This is a genomic window from Sphingomonas longa, assembly GCF_016892685.1.
Lineage (GTDB): Bacteria > Pseudomonadota > Alphaproteobacteria > Sphingomonadales > Sphingomonadaceae > Sphingomonas > Sphingomonas longa.
The window spans coordinates 634,981-651,114 of record NZ_JAFEMC010000003.1; the positions used below are offsets into that span (position 1 = coordinate 634,981).

The following is a 16,134-nucleotide window of genomic DNA, read 5'->3' on the forward strand; positions in this document are numbered from 1 at the left end:
CGGACAATCTGATAGCGAGTCGCATCATGCCCACGGCCGCCGCCTCCGCCCGCGAGATTCTCGTTCGTCTTCACGACGTAATGGCGTCGCGTACGCCCGCGCAGGCGAAGCTCAATCAGGTCGTCGGCATCATCGGCGAGGAAACGGACAGCGAAGTCTGTTCCGTCTATCTGCTTCGCGAGGGCGTGCTCGAACTCTTCGCCACCCGCGGCCTCGCGCAGGAGGCGGTGCACGTCACCAAGCTGGCGCTGGGCGAGGGGCTGGTCGGTACGATCGCCGAGCGCGGCGAGGTGCTGAACCTCGACGAGGCCGCCTCCCACCCCGATTTCCGCTACATGCCGGAAACGGGGGAGGAGCGCTTCCACAGCTTCGCCGGCGTGCCGATCATCCGCCGCGAACGCGTCGTCGGCGTGCTCGCGGTCCAGCATGCCGAACAGCGCCGCTACGCCGATGTCGAGATCGAGGCGTTGCTGACCGTCGCGATGGTGTTGTCGGAACTGATCGCCAATGCCGGCCTGATCGACACCGGCGCGGTGACCGATCGTCCGCAATCGACCGCCGCCGTCCGCATTCCGGGGCAGAAGCTGGTCGAGGGCATGGCGTCCGGCGCGGCGGTCTTCCACCAGCCGCGCATCGTCGTCGAGCATACTGTCGCCGAGGACACCGATGCGGAGCGCCACCGCGTCTACGCCGCCTTCGACAAGATGCGCGAGCAGATCGACCGCATCGCGCGGGAGGCCGAATTCGGCGTCGGTGGCGAGCATATCGAGGTCATCGAGACCTACAAGATGTTCGCCTATGACGAGGGCTGGGCGCGGCGCATCAACGAGGCGATCGACAGCGGCCTGACCGCCGAGGCGGCGATCGAGCGCGTGCAGCAGCGCACCCGTCAGCGGATGCGCCAGATCGACGACCCGTTGCTCGCCGATCGCATGCACGATCTGGAGGATCTCGCGAACCGCCTGCTGCGCATCGTCTCGGGCCAGATGGGCACCGCCGCGCAACTCGGGCTGCGGCAGGACACGATCCTGATCGCCCGCAATCTCGGCCCCGCCGAATTGCTGGAATACGACCGCCGCCGTCTGAAGGGCGTGATCCTGGAGGAAGGATCGCTCACCGCGCACGTCACGATCGTCGCGCGAGCGATGGGCGTGCCCGTGCTCGGCCGCGTCCGCGACGTCCGCCGCCTGATCGCGGAGGGCGACCAGCTGCTGCTCGACGTGGCCGAGGCCAACGTCTTCGTCAGGCCGTCGGCGGCGATGGAGGAGGCGTTCGACGCCAAGCTGGTGCTGCGTCAGAAGCGCAAGGCCGCATTCGCCGCGCTGCGTGACGTGCCGCCGGAGACGAAGGACGGCCACCGCGTCACGCTCATGATCAACGCGGGCCTGCGCGACGATGTCGGCGCGCTCGACATCACCGGCGCGGACGGGATCGGCCTGTTTCGCACCGAATTCCAGTTCCTCGTCTCCGCGACGCTGCCCCAGCGCGAACGTCAGCAACGCCTTTACCGGGAGGTGCTGGAAACCGCCGGCGACCGTCCCGTCGTGTTCCGCACGATCGATATCGGCGGCGACAAGGCGTTGCCCTACCTGAAGCTGGAGGGCGGCACGGAGGAAAATCCGGCGATGGGCTGGCGCGCGCTGCGCCTGTCGCTGGAGCGTGACGGCCTGATGAAGGTGCAGGCGCGCGCATTGCTGGAGGCGGGGGCGGGCCGCACCCTCAACGTCATGTTCCCGATGGTGTCGGAGGCATGGGAGTTCGACGAAGCGAAGGCATTGTTCGAGGCGCAGCGCGACTGGCTGTCGAGCCGCGGCAAGCGCGCGCCGAACGAAGTCCGCTACGGCGCGATGCTGGAGGTGCCGGCGCTGGCCGAGCAACTCGACCTGCTGTTGCCCGCGGTCGATTTCCTGTCGATCGGCACCAACGACCTGACGCAGTTCCTCTTCGCCGCCGATCGCGCCAACCCGAAACTGGCGGAGCGGTACGACTGGCTGTCCTCGTCGATCCTGCGCTTCCTGCGTCGCGTCGCCGCCGCGGCGCGCGAACAGGGCGTGCCGGTGGCGGTGTGCGGCGAGATGGGCGGCCGCCCCTTGGAGGCGCTGGCCCTGATCGGTATCGGTATCGATCGGTTGTCGATCACACCCGCCGCGGTCGGCCCGGTCAAGGCGATGATCCGGTCGCTGGATCGGGCGGCGGTGACGGCGGCGCTCGACACGCTGCTCGAAAAGCCGCCGCGCGACATGCGCGGCGCGCTCGAAGGCTGGGCGGCGGCGAACGGAATCGAGTTGGCGTAAGGGCGTTCCCGAACGGGCGCGCGGCTTGACGGGGCTGTAACGCTCTGAAAGATGCAGGGGCGGGTGGGATGCCCGGGCGGAGTGAATGGATGAGTGACGTCGTGCCCGACCAGCCCGTACCGCCAGCGTCCTCCGAACGCGTCGGCGACCGCCTGCGCGCGGGGCGCGAGGTAGCCGGGCTGTCGATCGCCGAGGTGGGGCAGCGCACCCGCGTTCCGTTGCGCCATCTGGAGGCGATCGAGGCGACCGATTTTGCCGCGCTGCCGTCGCCCACCTATGCGGTCGGGTTCGCCCGCGCCTATGCCCGCACGTTGGGGATGGATGAGGTTGCGGTGGCCCACGACGTCCGGCTGGAACTGCGCAACGTCACCCGCGCGCCCGAATACGCACCCTATGAAACCGCCGATCCTGCACGCGTGCCGTCGCGCGGTGTCGCGATCGTCGGTCTGGGACTGGCGCTCGCCGTCATCATCCTCGTCGGGCTATGGTACGGTACCGACGTGCTCCGGCGCGAAGGCACCGGCACGATTGCCGCCACGCCCGCGACTTCGCCCAGCGCCGCGCCGACGCCGACCGCGGCCCCCGCACCGGCCACACCGCGACAGGTGACGCTGGCGGCGGGCGACGACGAGGTGTGGCTGCGCGTCTACGATGCCGCCAACACGACCTTGTATCTCGGCATCTTGAAGCCGGGCGAGAAGTTCGATGTGCCGCCGACCGCGAATGGCCCGATGATCAACGTGGGCCGTCCCGACGAGCTTCAGGTCAGCGTCGACGGCCGTGCGATCCCGCCACTGGGTGACGGTCGCCGGCCGATCAAGGACGTGCCGGTCGACGCCGCCTCGATCGCCGCACGCCTGTCCGGCGCACCGGCCGCAACGGCACCGACCCCGGTGCCCAGCGCCATTCCGGCCGCTACGCCCTCCACCAGTCCGGCGCGAACGACCGCAGCGCGACCGCGCCCGCGTCCGACGCGCGTGCTGACGGAGACGCAGCGTGCCAACCTCAACTCGGCCGCGAACCCGCCAGCGTCCAGGCCGAATACCAGCGAGTAAACGCCAGTGACCCAGCGTACAGTGACCCAGCGTATTGTGACCCAGCGTAACATCCTCTTCCTGCCCCTTATGCTCGTCGGCGCGCTTCCAGCGGTCGCCAGCGCGCAGTCCGGCCTAGACGGCCGTGTCGGACGCCTCGAAAGCGAGATGCGCGCGGTCCAGCGCAAGGTCTTCCCGAACGGCCAGTTGCTCCAGCCCGACGTGACCGCGCCGGTCGCTCCCACCGAAGTACCCGGCGCGCCCGCGTCCAGCGCCGTCGTCGACCTGACCGCGCGCGTGACCTCGCTCGAGCAGCAGCTTGCGACGCTGACCGGGCAGGTCGAACAGAATGGCTACCAGATCCGCACCCTGCGCGAGCAGTTCGAGGCGTATCGGCGCAGCACCGATGCGAAGCTGACTGCGCCGGTCGCCGCCGCTCCCGTCGATGGTAGCGACCCGGCACCGATCGCTTCCGCGCCCGCCTCGCGTCCGCTCGGTGGCTCCAATACCGTGTCTGGCGCAACCCGCCCGGCAGCGGCAGGCCCGACCGTCACCGACGAACGCGCCGCGCGCCTTGCGGCGCTGGAACGCCCGTCGAGCGGCGACTCCGCGGAGGACGCCTATCTCTACGGCTATCGTCTGTGGCAGGCAAAGCTCTACCCGGAGGCGCAGGCGCAACTCAAGAAGACCGTCGCCGACTTCCCCAAGTCAAAGCGGGCAAGCTACGCGCAGAACCTGCTCGGCCGCGCCTATCTCGACGACGGCAAGCCCAGCCTCGCCTCGATGGCGTTCTACGACAATTACAAGAAGATGCCGGATGGCGAGCGTGCGCCGGACAGCCTGCTTTACCTTGGTCAGGCACTGGTGAAGCTCAACAAGCCGGCCGACGCCTGCAAGGTCTATGACGAGCTGAGCGATGTCTATGCGGGCAAGCTCTCCGCCGCGATGCAGGCCGACATCACCCGTGGCCGCACCGCCGCCAAGTGCAAGTGAGGCGGGCGCGATCGATTCGGCCCTGATCAATCCGGGGCTGATCGATCCGGGGCTGATCGATCGATTCCGCTCCGACACGACGGCGCTGCTCGATGCTCCGCTCGCTTCCGCTCACCCGCTCGCACTGGCGGTATCCGGTGGTCCCGACAGCATGGCGATGCTGGCGCTCGCCGCCGCGGCCTGTCCGGGCTGGGTGATCGCCGCGACGGTCGATCACCGCCTTCGCGCCGACTCCGCCGATGAAGCCGCAATGGTCGCACGCTGGTGCGCCGCATCGGGCATCCCCCATCGGACGCTCGCGCTGGAACCGCTGCCAGCCGGCAATCTCCACGCCGAAGCACGCGCCGCACGCTACACCGCCTTAACCGACTGGGCGTCCGGGGAGGGCGCGCAGTACCTCGCCACCGCGCATCACGCCGACGACCAGGCCGAAACCTTCCTGATGCGCGCCAATCGCGGCAGCGGACTGGCCGGGCTCGCCGGCATCCGCCCGCGCCGACGCGACCGTGACCTGACGGTCATCCGCCCGCTCCTCAGCTGGCGTCGCGCGACCTTGCGGACGATGGCGGAGGCGGCCGGAATCCCCTTCGTCGACGATCCCTCGAATGACGCCGACCGGTTCGACCGCACGCATCTGCGCCGCCACCTCGCCGCACACGACCTGCTCGATCCCGCCGCGCTCGCCCGCAGCGCCGGCTGTTGCGCCGAAGCCGACGCCGACTTGCGCGCGGTCCGCGACTGGCTCTGGGCCGCCCGCGCCCATCGTGGGCAGGATGTCGCGATCAACGTCGCCGACCTGCCCCGCGCGCTTCGCCGCATGCTGGCCCGGATGGCGATCGAACAGGTCCGCACGGCCAACACGATTACTCGACCCGGGTTTTCCGAATCGACCCATGTCGAGGCGCTGCTCGATGCGCTGGAGGCGGGCAAATCGGCAACGCAGGCCGGTGTGATGGCATCCGCGCGCGATACGACGTGGTATTTTCGCGAAGCACCGCCACGTCGATCACTCTGAGCGCTCTTGTTCCATTGCCATTAACCCATCCAGGCTTATCTTGAGGGTCGAAAGGTACAGCGCGACCCATGAACGACAACGACAAGCAGAACGGAACCGAGGGCGGCGGGCCCAACCCCTGGATGAAGAGTCTTCTCATCTGGGTGGCGATCCTGCTCGGCCTCGCGCTGTTCGTGACGATGATCGACGGTCGGACCACGACCTCGGGCACCGGCAACCAGATCGCCTACTCGGCTTTCCTCGACAAGGTCGACGAGGGTACGGTTCGCGACGTCAACATCAGCCGTGACATCATCACCGGCACGATGACGAGCGGTGAGAAGTTCCGCTCCTATCCGATCCAGGATGCGACGCTGGTCCCGACGCTGCGGAAAAAGGGCGTGACGATCACTGCCAAGCCGGAGGAAGGTCCTTCGGTCTGGATGGTCCTGCTGTACCAGTCGCTACCGTTCCTGCTGTTCCTCGGCATCGCGTTCTTTGTGCTGCGCCAGATGCAGAAGGGCGGCGGCGCCAATGGCGCGATGGGCTTCGGCAAGAGCCGCGCGAAGATGCTGACCGAAAAGCACGGCAAGGTGACGTTCGACGACGTCGCCGGCATCGACGAGGCGCGCTCGGAACTCACCGAGATCGTCGATTTCCTGAAGGACCCGACCAAGTTCGCGCGTCTCGGCGGCAAGATTCCGAAGGGCGCGCTGCTCGTCGGGTCGCCCGGCACCGGCAAGACGCTGCTCGCCCGCGCCATCGCGGGTGAGGCCGGCGTACCGTTCTTCACCATCTCCGGCTCCGACTTCGTCGAGATGTTCGTCGGCGTCGGTGCCAGCCGCGTCCGCGACATGTTCGAACAGGCCAAGAAGTCCGCGCCCTGCATCGTCTTCATCGACGAAATCGACGCGGTCGGTCGGCATCGCGGTGCCGGTCTCGGCAACGGCAATGACGAGCGCGAGCAGACGCTGAACCAGCTGCTGGTCGAGATGGACGGTTTCGAGGCGAACGAAGGCATCATCATCGTCGCGGCGACCAACCGCCCCGACGTGCTCGATCCCGCGCTGCTGCGTCCGGGCCGCTTCGATCGTCAGGTCGTCGTGCCGAGGCCGGACATCGAGGGTCGCGTCAAGATCCTCGAAGTTCACATGAAAAAGGTGCCCTTGGCGCCCGACGTCGATGCCCGCACGATCGCGCGCGGTACGCCCGGCTTCTCCGGCGCGGACCTCGCCAATCTCGTCAACGAGGCGGCGCTGACCGCGGCGCGCAAGGGCAAGCGCCTCGTCGCGATGGCCGAGTTCGAGGAGGCCAAGGACAAGGTCATGATGGGCGCAGAGCGTCGCAGCATGGTCATGACCGAGGACGAGAAGCGCATGACCGCCTATCACGAGGCGGGCCACGCGATCGTCTCGATCCACGAGCCGGCGTCCGATCCGATCCACAAGGCGACGATCATCCCGCGCGGCCGCGCGCTGGGTATGGTGATGCGCTTGCCGGAGCGGGACAGCTACTCCTACCACCGCGACAAGATGTACGCGAACCTCGCGGTGGCAATGGGTGGCCGTGTCGCAGAGGAAGTGATCTTCGGCTACGACAAGGTATCGTCGGGCGCATCGGGCGACATTCAGTATGCGACGGGTCTGGCCCGCGACATGGTCACCAAGTGGGGCATGTCGGACAAGGTCGGCCCGGTCGAATATGCGCAGCCGGAGGGCGAGAGCTTCCTCGGCTACTCGTCTTCTCAGCCGGTGCGGATGTCGAATGCCACTGCGCAACTGATCGACGACGAGATCAAGGCGATCGTCGAGGGCGGTCTGGCGCGCGCGCAGCATCTGCTGACCGAGCATGTCGACCAGCTTCACCTGCTGGCCGGTGCGCTGCTCGAATATGAGACGCTATCGGGCGACGAGATCAAGAAGCTGATCGCGGGCGAACAGCTCGATCGCAGCGATCCGGGTTCGAAGACCCCGTCGGTCCCCGCCGCGGGCACCTCGATCCCCAAGACACGCCGTCCCACCGGCTTCGGCAACCCCACCCCGCTCGGCGCCTAAGCGCCGGGGCCTTGAAGTGGAGGAACTGGTGCGCCAGCGCCTTCACTTCCTCCACTTCGCCGGCTGGCGCTCCACCGCGCACCCCGCTATCCGGCGCGCATGACCAAGCCCGGCCTGCTTCCGGAGGGGTTTCACGACCGCCTTCCACCCTTCGCCGACGTCGCCGCCGCCGTGGAGGCGCGCGTGTTGGAGGCGGCACGGCTCTACGGTTACGAGCGCATCGACCCGCCGCTTGCCGAATATGCCGACGAACTCGCCGCCCGGCTCAAGGCCGGCGGCCTCGCCAACGCCGTTCGCTTCGTCGATCCGGTCGGGCAGGCGACACTCGCGATCCGCCCCGACCTGACCGCGCAGGTCGCCCGTATAGCCGCAACCCGCATGGGCCACCACCCACGCCCGGTTCGCCTGTCCTATGGCGGCTCCGTCCTGAAACTGCGCGCGACGCAGCTTGCCCCGGCGCGCGAACGCCGCCAGCTCGGCGTCGAACTCATCGGCCTCGATTCGATCGCCGCCGCGCGCGAAGTCGTCGCAGTCGCCGCCGATGCGCTCGCCGCCGCGGGCATCGCCGACCCGTCGGTCGATTTCACACTCCCGGATCTGGTGGACACGCTCGCCGCGGGCGCGCTGCCCGTGCCGGCCGGGCAGATCGACGCGTTGCGCGACCGGCTCGACGCCAAGGACGCCGGCGGTGTCGCCGCGATCGCGCCCGCCTACCTGCCGCTCATCGAAGCGGCGGGTGCCTTCGCTCCCGCACTGGAGCGGCTGCGCGCGTTCGACACGACGGGTGCGCTCGCCAGCCGGCTCGATGGGCTTCGGCAGATCGCCGACTCGCTTGGCGGCCGCGTTGCGATGACGCTCGATCCGACGGAGCGGCACGGCTTCGAATACCAGTCGTGGCTCGGCTTTTCGCTGTTCGCCGCCGGCGCCGCTCGTGAGTTGGGCCGTGGCGGCACGTACGTCGTGGTCCACCCGAACGGCAACGAGGAACCCGCCACGGGTTTCACGCTCTATGCCGACGCACTGCTGGCGGGTGATGCCACCGTGGAGCGCCGCCGCCTGTTCCTGCCGCATGGCACGCCCGATGCGGAGGGTACATCGCTCCGCGCGCAGGGATGGGTCACGGTCGCCGCGCTCGATCCGGCGGATACGCCGCAGGCACAACTCGCCACGCATTGCTGGGTGGCAGGACAGGCGCAGGCCCTGTAGAGGGCACGCGCATCCGGGGAGAAACGCATTGGCGAACGTAGCGGTCATCGGCGCACAGTGGGGCGACGAGGGCAAGGGCAAGATCGTGGACTGGCTCGCCGAGCGGGCCGACATGGTCGTCCGGTTTCAGGGCGGGCACAATGCCGGCCATACGCTGGTGGTGGGCGACGCAGTGTATAAGCTGTCGCTGCTGCCATCGGGCATCGTGCGCGGTACGCCGTCGGTCATCGGCAACGGCGTCGTCCTCGACCCCTGGGCGCTGAAGGCGGAGATCGAGCGGCTGGGCGAGCAGGGCGTCGTCGCGACGCCGGATACGCTGCGCATCGCCGACAATTGCGCGCTGATCCTGCCCTTCCACCGCGACCTCGACGGTCTGCGCGAAGATGCGAGCGGCGCGGGCAAGATCGGCACTACCCGCCGCGGCATCGGCCCTGCTTATGAGGACAAAGTCGGGCGCCGCGCGATCCGCGTTTGTGATCTGGCCCATCTCGACAAGCTGGATGCGCAGTTGGACCGCCTCTGTGCGCATCATGACGCGCTGCGGGCCGGCTTCGGCGTCGATCCGATCGATCGCGAGCGGCTGGTCGGCGACCTGCGCGAGATCGCCGATTTCGTCCTGTCGTTTGCCAAGCCGGTCTGGCGCGACCTGAATATCGCCCGGGCCGCCGGCAAGCGTATCCTGTTCGAGGGTGCTCAGGGCGTGCTGCTCGATGTCGACCACGGCACCTATCCGTTCGTCACATCGTCCAACACCATCGCCGGCACCGCAGCGGGTGGCTCCGGGCTCGGTCCGGCGGCGGTCGGTTTCGTTTTGGGGATCGCGAAGGCCTACACGACGCGTGTCGGATCCGGCCCGTTCCCGACCGAACTCGACGATCCCACCGGCGAACACCTCGGCATCCGGGGCCACGAGTTCGGCACGGTCACCGGGCGCAAGCGGCGCTGCGGCTGGTTCGACGCCGTGCTGGTACGCCAGTCGGCGGCGGTCGGCGGCATCACCGGCATCGCCCTGACCAAGATCGACGTGCTCGACGGGTTCGACGAGGTGAAGATCTGCACCGGCTATCGCCTGCGCGGTGAGACGCTGGACTATTTCCCCGCTCATGCCGCCGATCAGGCCGCGGTCGAGCCGGTCTACGAGACGATGGAGGGCTGGCAGGAGTCGACCGCGGGTGCGCGCAGTTGGGCGGACCTGCCGGCGCAGGCGATCAAATACATCCGCCGCGTCGAGGAACTGATCCGCTGCCCGGTCGCGCTTGTCTCGACCAGCCCGGAGCGTGCGGACACCATCCTCGTCCGCGACCCCTTCGCCGACTGACAAACGAAAGGGCCGGGCGATCGCTCGCCCGGCCCTTCGTCGGCATCGTTGAAGACGCTTATTGCGGCGGGGTGGTGCCCGTGGTGCCGCCGGTCGTCGTACCGGTGGTTCCGCCCATCGTGGAGCCGGTGGTACCGCCCATCGTCGTGCCGGTCGAACCCGGTGCCGTCGTGCTGTCGACCCCAGTCGTGCCCGCGCCGCCGTAGGTGCCCGGCGCGCTGGTCGTCGGATCGACGGTCGTCGCACCGCCGGTCGTACCACCCGTCGCTGAACCGCGACGTGCACGGTTCGGCGACCGCGTGGTGGTCGAACGCGTCGTTGTCGACTGCGTGTCGGGCGTGGTCGTCGTGGTGCCGGTCTGGCCCCCCGTCTGGCCCATTGTGCTGCTGCCGGTAGTGCCGCCCATCGTGGAGCCGGTCGTACCGCCCATCGTGCCCGACGTGCCGCCCATCGTGCTGCCTGCGGTACCGCCCGCAGTGCCACCGGTCGTCTGCGCGGCGGCGAGCGCGGGAAGGGCGAGAGCGGCGGCCGCCAAAGGAAGGATCATACGCATCGTCATTCTCCTAAAAGTACCCGTCAAACGAAGCCCGATAGGAGTGCGTTCCATTTCAATTGTTTAGTAGGTTAACGTTGCGCCAGTTTGACCGCGATGAAGCAACGCTTGGTCGGCGAGCACGAGGGCGACCATCGCCTCCACCACCGGGACTCCGCGAATACCCACACATGGATCATGTCGACCTTTCGTGGCGATCTCGGCAGCTTCGCCCAGCGCGTTGATCGTCGGCACCGGCGTCAGGATCGAACTGGTGGGCTTGAACGCGACGCGCAACCGGATTGGCTGGCCGGTCGCGATTCCGCCGGCGATCCCGCCGGCGTGATTGGCCAGGAAAGCTGGTCCCTCCTCCCCCGGTCGCATCGGATCGGCGTTCTGCTCGCCCGACAGCGCCGCCGCGGCGAACCCGTCGCCGATTTCCACGCCCTTGACCGCGTTGATGCCCATGCACGCCGCCGCCAGTTCACTGTCCAGCTTGGCATAGAGCGGCGCGCCCCAGCCGGCCGGAACACCGGTCGCCTCGCACGCCACGACCGCGCCCAGCGACGATCCCGCCTTGCGCGCGCGGTCGACCAGTTGCTCCCAACGGGCCGCAGCGGTGCGATCCGGGCAGAAGAAGGGATTTTCGTCGATCGCGCTGTCGTCGAACGCCGCAGGATCGATCGCGTCGCCGCCGATCGCCTCGACCCAGGCGCGAATGCGGACGCCGGGGATCACTGCTCGCGCAACCGCCCCTGCCGCGACCCGGCTCGCCGTTTCGCGCGCCGACGATCGTCCACCGCCGCGATAATCGCGAAACCCGTATTTGGCGTCATAGGCATAATCGGCATGGCCGGGCCGGTACGCCTTCGCGACTTCCGAATAATCCTTCGATCGCTGGTCGACATTCTCGATCATCAGGCTGATCGGCGTGCCGGTCGTGCGTCCGTCGAACACGCCAGACAGGATGCGGACCAGATCGGGCTCCCGCCGCTGCGTCGTGAAGCGCGAGGTGCCCGGCCGCCTGCGGTCCAGCCACGGCTGGATATCCGCCTCGCTGAGCGCGATGCCCGGCGGGCACCCGTCCACCACCGCGCCGATCGCCGGCCCGTGACTCTCACCCCATGTCGTGAACCGCAGCAGGCGGCCGAAGCTGTTGACGCTCATGCCGCGCTACGAGCCGTCCGCCTCATGTCACCACGACCGGCGAGCAGGGCTTGCACAAAGATGTCTTCGTCTAGTTCGACGCCGACCGCGCGTTTCAAGGGGGTCATTCCATGCATCCACGATCTCTGACCGGCAAAGGCTCACCTGTTCGACAATCCATCGCAAGGTGCGGGCGTCCAGTCCACGATTATCGGCGATCGCCACGTCCGGGTAAGCGACGTGGGTCGGTGCCCGCGGTTCGACCCCACTGGAATAGAAGTGGAAGCGGTTGCCGGGCGAGAAAACCCACCGGCACCCGCGCTCAGGCCAGCGCGATGTCGGGTGCGTCCTCCGCCTTCATGCCGATGACGTTGTAGCCGGCGTCGACGTGATGCACCTCGCCCGTCACGCCGCTCGCCAGGTCGGAGAGCAGGTACAGGCCCGCGCCGCCGACATCCTCGATCGTGACATTGCGCTTCAGCGGCGAGTTCAGCTCGTTCCACTTCATGATGAGGCGGAAATCGCCGATGCCGCTCGCGGCCAGCGTCTTGATCGGGCCGGCGCTGATCGCGTTCACGCGGATGTTGTCGCGGCCCAGATCGACCGACAGATACTGCACGCTCGTTTCCAGCGCGGCCTTCGCCACGCCCATGACGTTGTAGTGCGGGATCACCTTTTCCGCGCCGTAATAGCTCAGCGTCAGCAGCGCGCCGCCATCCGGCATCATCTTCGCCGCCCGCTGCGCCACCGCCACGAACGAATAGACGCTGATGTTCATCGTCATCAGGAAATTGTCGAGGCTGGTGTCGACATAGCGCCCGCGCAGCTCGTTCTTGTCCGAGAAACCGATCGCGTGGACGACGAAATCGATCGTCGGCCAGTCCTTCGCCAAGTCGGCGAATGCCGCATCCAGCGCGCCCATGTCGGACACGTCGCACTCGATCAGTCGCGCGGTACCGAGCTGCTCGGCCAATGGACGCACCCGCTTTTCCAGTGCCTCGCCCTGATAGGAGAACGCCAGTTCCGCCCCGGCCTCGGCCAGCTTTTGCGAGATCCCCCACGCGAGCGACTTGTCGTTGGCGAGGCCCATGACGAGCCCACGCTTGCCAGCCATCAATCCGTTCACGCCGATCCCTTTTGTCACATCAAGCCTTTACGCTATCGCCGCTCCCGCCGGCGCCGCCTCGCCCTTCTGTAGCGAAGATTCGGGCGGTTCCGCCAGTGCCGCGTTCAGATGCGCCCCGAACACGAGCCCAAGGCCGATCAAATAGAAGAACAGCAGCATCACCACGACGCCCGCCAGACTGCCATAGGTCATGTCGTACCCACCCAGTTGCGCGAGCACGACCGGCAACAGCGCGGTCATGCTGACCCACCAGACCGTCGTGAACGCAGCGCCCGGCCATTTGCGGCAGTTGGTGTAGCGGTATTTCGACGGCGTGACCGAATAGAACAGCATGTACAGCGCGCCGAACATGATGAGGCCGGGAATGAAGCGGGACAGGCCGATCACTCCCACCCAATCCTGCGCGAACGGCAGCAACCGGTACACGAACTGCTCCGCCGCGGTCAGGATACCCTGCGCCAGGAACGCGAACAGCGCGACGATCACCGACAGGATGATGACGCCCGACGACGACAACCGCGATTTCCAGAACGGCGCGGTCGCCTTGATCCCGTAGGCGCGGTGGAAGATGTCGCGGATCGTCTCGACAAAGCCGCCGACCGTCCACAGCCCGACGAGACCGCCCAGCCACAGCAGGTTGCCGGTGCGCGACGCCAGCACGTCGGCGATCGGCTTTTGCAGAATCGTGGACACATCGGGCGGCAGGACATGGAGGAATCCCTCGACCGTCCGCACCGTCTCTTCGCTCTGTCCCAGCAGCGACAGGATCGCGGCGGCGACGATGAAGAACGGGAACAGCGTCATCAGCGCCAGATAGGCGAGGTTGCCCGCATGCGTGAAACCGTCGTTGAACACGCCGATCGCCGCGCGCTTGAACACCTCGAACGCGTAGCTGCCGGGGCGGACCTTCGCCAGTTGCTTGTCGAAACGGGCGCGGGCGCGGCCGTGTTGGTGAGCCCGTGCTTCCGGGGTCAGTTCGCCGATATCATCCACAAGGGCTTCAGACGCCCATCGCCGCCCGCGGGTTCCCCGCATCGCGCCCCGACCAGCCCTCGACGAAGGTCTTCAGCGCCGCATCGTCGGGCACGTCGACCATCAGCGTGACGAGCTGATCGCCGCGACCGCCGCCTTTCTTGTGGAATCCCTTGCCCTTGAGCCGGAGTACCTTGCCGGACGAGGTGCCGGCGGGGATCGTCAGCATGACGGGGCGTTCCACGGTCGGCGCCTTGATCTGCCCGCCCAGCACCGCCTCCGCCAGCGAGATCGGCAGGTCGACGCGGACATCGTCGCCGTCGCGCACGAAGAAGCGGTGCGGCTGAACCTCGATCGTCACCAGCGCGTCGCCCGCACCCGCCGGCCCCGGCTGGCCCTTGCCGCTCAGCCGCATCTGCGTGCCCGTCTCGACGCCCGCCGGCAGCTTCAGGTCGATCGCCTTGCCGTCGCCCAGCGTCACGCGCTGCGGCGCGAGGGTCGCAGCGTCGGTGAACGGCACCTGCAGCTTATACTGCACGTCGGCGCCTTTGGTCGCGCCGCGCCGGCCGAACCCGCTCGCGAAGCCGCCGCCGCCCGGTGCCGCGCCGCCGCCGAAGCCGCCGCGCGATCCGCCGCCGAACAGCCCCTCGAAAATATCGCTCATGTCGGGCGCGTCGGCACCACCGCCGCCGAACTCGAATCCCTGGCTGCGAAACCCGCCGCCGCCCGCGCCGGGATGCGGGGCGCGACCACCACCGCCGCCGAAGCCGAACGGCGCGGCGGGGTTGCCGTCGCCGTCGATCTCCCCGCGATCGAAGCGCGCCCGCTTGTCCTTGTCGTTCAGCAGGTCGTACGCGTTCGTTACCTGGCTGAAGCGTTCGGACGCCTTGGGATTGTCCTTGTTACGGTCTGGGTGCAGCTCCTTGGCGAGCTTGCGGTAGGCTTTCTTGATATCGGCCTCGGTCGCAGTGCGTGCCACGCCGAGGATCTGGTACGGATCGGCCATCGAATTCCCTGTAATCCGGGTCGGTGTATTATCCGCCTATGTGGGCGCTTCGCCGCAAGAGCGCAACGCGCGAGCCATGCGGCGCGTTATGCCGGGCGAAGGAGACGATCCCATGTCCGATCAACCGATGCAGGCGAATGGCGGCGACGGCCGCAAGGTCGCGCCCGACGGCGTGTCCGATGCCCCCGCGAAAGATGCCGGCGGCGAGAGCAACGGCGGCGCCTATCCCAACCCGCAGACCGGCAAGAAACCCGAAGGCGGCGGCTTCTTCGGTCATGGCGGCCAGACCGACAATGCCTATTCCGGCCCCGCGGACAAGGACGATCCCGACGCCGGCGATCCCAACGCCGTGACGAAATGAGTAGTCGGGCCGGGCTCGTCCCGGCCTGACCCGGTCAGCGCCGCATCGCTCGCCGCGCGACCGACCACCCGATATCCGTCCCGATCACCATCAACGGCAGCACCAGCGCCCAGTCGGGCAGGTTGCGCCCGGTGATCGTCGCGAACAGCCAGTAACTCACCCCGAACACCACTGCGACGATGAGCGCCACCAGCGCGACCCGCTTCACGAACCCTCCAGCGGCGCGACATCGACGCTGACGTCCATATCCTGCGCGCCCGATCCCAGCACGACCCCGTCGACCGGCGCGATCTCCGCATAGTCGCGCCCGATCGCGGTGACGATATGGTCCGCCGCCATCCAGATGCCGTTGGTCGGGTCCATCCCCACCCAGCCGCGCACTGGCCCGCACCACAGCAGCACCCACGCATGCGTCGCGTCGGCACCCACCAGCCGCGCCTGTCCGGGCGGCGGGATCGTGCGGATATAGCCCGATGCGTAGGCGGCCGGCAGCCCCGCCGCCCGTAGACCCGCGATCATGATCTGCGCGAAATCCTGACACACGCCGCGCCGCTGCCGGAACGCGTCGATCGGGGTTGTGTCGACGAAGGTCGCATCCGCATCGAACGCGAAATCGCGCTGGATGCGCCGCGCCAGCGCCATGCCCGCCTCCAGCGATCCCCGCGCCGGATCAAGGTCGGCCGCGCACCACGCGCCGATCTCCGGGTCCAGCGGGATCAGCGGCGAGGGATAGATATACGCCGCCGGTCCCGCCGCCGACAGGTCGCGGCTGGTTCGCGCCAGTTGCGCGATCTCCGCCAGCGTCGGATCGTCGGCGGCCGGGATCGGGACCAACCGATCCACCGTCACCCGCGCGACGCTCTCGATCGTCAGCGTGCGGACGGGGCTGTCCACCACCAGCCGCGTGACGTTGGCGAGGCCCGCTTCCGCCCGCGCCGGGCTGGTCCGGCCGACCGGCGACACCGTCAGCCGGTAATCGTCCAGCGTCTGCCCCGGCCAGTCGATCGGCTTCAGCCGCAGATTGCAGCGCGCGAACTTGACCTGGTTGCCATAGTCGAACGTCGTGACGTGCCGGATGTCGTAGATCACGCCGCCACC

15 protein-coding genes are annotated in these 16,134 nt (G+C 68.2%); 8 read left to right on the forward strand and 7 right to left on the reverse strand.

Translation table 11 applies throughout. From position 1 onward, the window contains the following. Positions 1-26: 26 nt before the first annotated feature. The 7 genes from ptsP (at position 27) to ILT43_RS13060 (ending at position 9,893) form a co-directional block, all read left to right on the forward strand. Positions 27-2,294 carry a phosphoenolpyruvate--protein phosphotransferase gene (gene ptsP, locus ILT43_RS13035; protein ID WP_204199396.1) on the forward strand — a complete coding sequence of 756 codons (2,268 nt, stop codon included), beginning with the start codon at positions 27-29 and terminating at the stop codon, positions 2,292-2,294. A gap of 89 nt (positions 2,295-2,383) precedes the next feature. Next, positions 2,384-3,349 carry a helix-turn-helix domain-containing protein gene (locus tag ILT43_RS13040; protein ID WP_204199397.1) on the forward strand — a complete coding sequence of 322 codons (966 nt, stop codon included), beginning with the start codon at positions 2,384-2,386 and terminating at the stop codon, positions 3,347-3,349. 69 nt (positions 3,350-3,418) lie between these two features. Further along, on the forward strand, positions 3,419-4,321 hold the full coding sequence (locus ILT43_RS13045) for a tol-pal system YbgF family protein (RefSeq protein ID WP_239474767.1): 903 nt from the start codon (positions 3,419-3,421) through the stop codon (positions 4,319-4,321). Further along, a complete protein-coding gene (gene tilS / locus ILT43_RS13050; RefSeq protein WP_204199399.1) occupies positions 4,293-5,336 on the forward strand; it encodes a tRNA lysidine(34) synthetase TilS in 1,044 nt (347 codons plus the stop codon). The genes ILT43_RS13045 and tilS overlap by 29 nt, the downstream gene beginning before the upstream one ends. Positions 5,337-5,404: 68 nt before the next feature. Then, positions 5,405-7,369 carry an ATP-dependent zinc metalloprotease FtsH gene (gene ftsH / locus ILT43_RS13055; protein ID WP_275431444.1) on the forward strand — a complete coding sequence of 655 codons (1,965 nt, stop codon included), beginning with the start codon at positions 5,405-5,407 and terminating at the stop codon, positions 7,367-7,369. 99 nt (positions 7,370-7,468) lie between these two features. Then, complete coding sequence (locus ILT43_RS19540) at positions 7,469-8,575, forward strand: ATP phosphoribosyltransferase regulatory subunit (RefSeq protein ID WP_211534479.1); 1,107 nt, start codon at positions 7,469-7,471, stop codon at positions 8,573-8,575. Between the two features lie 28 nt (positions 8,576-8,603). Continuing rightward, on the forward strand, positions 8,604-9,893 hold the full coding sequence (locus tag ILT43_RS13060; protein ID WP_211534480.1) for an adenylosuccinate synthase: 1,290 nt from the start codon (positions 8,604-8,606) through the stop codon (positions 9,891-9,893). 58 nt (positions 9,894-9,951) lie between these two features. On the opposite strand, the gene ILT43_RS13065 is transcribed toward ILT43_RS13060, so the two are convergent. The 5 genes from ILT43_RS13065 to ILT43_RS13085 all read right to left on the reverse strand — a co-directional run bounded on the left by ILT43_RS13065 (position 9,952) and on the right by ILT43_RS13085 (position 14,675). Beyond that, positions 9,952-10,446 (reverse strand): hypothetical protein, encoded by a 495-nt coding sequence (locus tag ILT43_RS13065; protein WP_204199400.1) that lies wholly within the window; start codon positions 10,444-10,446, stop codon positions 9,952-9,954. Positions 10,447-10,509: 63 nt separating this feature from the next. Continuing rightward, positions 10,510-11,592 carry a chorismate synthase gene (aroC, locus tag ILT43_RS13070; protein WP_204199401.1) on the reverse strand — a complete coding sequence of 361 codons (1,083 nt, stop codon included), beginning with the start codon at positions 11,590-11,592 and terminating at the stop codon, positions 10,510-10,512. Positions 11,593-11,893: 301 nt separating this feature from the next. After that, positions 11,894-12,697 carry an enoyl-ACP reductase FabI gene (fabI, locus tag ILT43_RS13075; RefSeq protein ID WP_343283972.1) on the reverse strand — a complete coding sequence of 268 codons (804 nt, stop codon included), beginning with the start codon at positions 12,695-12,697 and terminating at the stop codon, positions 11,894-11,896. A 27-nt stretch (positions 12,698-12,724) separates the two neighbouring features. Further along, complete coding sequence (locus ILT43_RS13080) at positions 12,725-13,690, reverse strand: YihY/virulence factor BrkB family protein (RefSeq protein ID WP_204199402.1); 966 nt, start codon at positions 13,688-13,690, stop codon at positions 12,725-12,727. A gap of 7 nt (positions 13,691-13,697) precedes the next feature. Next, positions 13,698-14,675 carry a DnaJ C-terminal domain-containing protein gene (locus ILT43_RS13085; RefSeq protein WP_204199403.1) on the reverse strand — a complete coding sequence of 326 codons (978 nt, stop codon included), beginning with the start codon at positions 14,673-14,675 and terminating at the stop codon, positions 13,698-13,700. 112 nt (positions 14,676-14,787) lie between these two features. Between ILT43_RS13085 and ILT43_RS13090 the strand changes: the two genes are divergently transcribed. Next, positions 14,788-15,036 (forward strand): hypothetical protein, encoded by a 249-nt coding sequence (locus ILT43_RS13090; protein ID WP_204199404.1) that lies wholly within the window; start codon positions 14,788-14,790, stop codon positions 15,034-15,036. 34 nt (positions 15,037-15,070) lie between these two features. Here ILT43_RS13090 and ILT43_RS13095 read toward each other — a convergent pair whose 3' ends face one another. Together ILT43_RS13095 and ILT43_RS13100 are read right to left on the reverse strand one after the other, a co-directional pair. Continuing rightward, complete coding sequence (locus tag ILT43_RS13095) at positions 15,071-15,244, reverse strand: hypothetical protein (RefSeq protein WP_204199405.1); 174 nt, start codon at positions 15,242-15,244, stop codon at positions 15,071-15,073. Continuing rightward, positions 15,241-16,125 (reverse strand): transglutaminase N-terminal domain-containing protein, encoded by an 885-nt coding sequence (locus ILT43_RS13100; protein WP_204199406.1) that lies wholly within the window; start codon positions 16,123-16,125, stop codon positions 15,241-15,243. Before ILT43_RS13100 ends, ILT43_RS13095 begins: the two co-directional genes overlap by 4 nt. Positions 16,126-16,134: the final 9 nt, after the last annotated feature.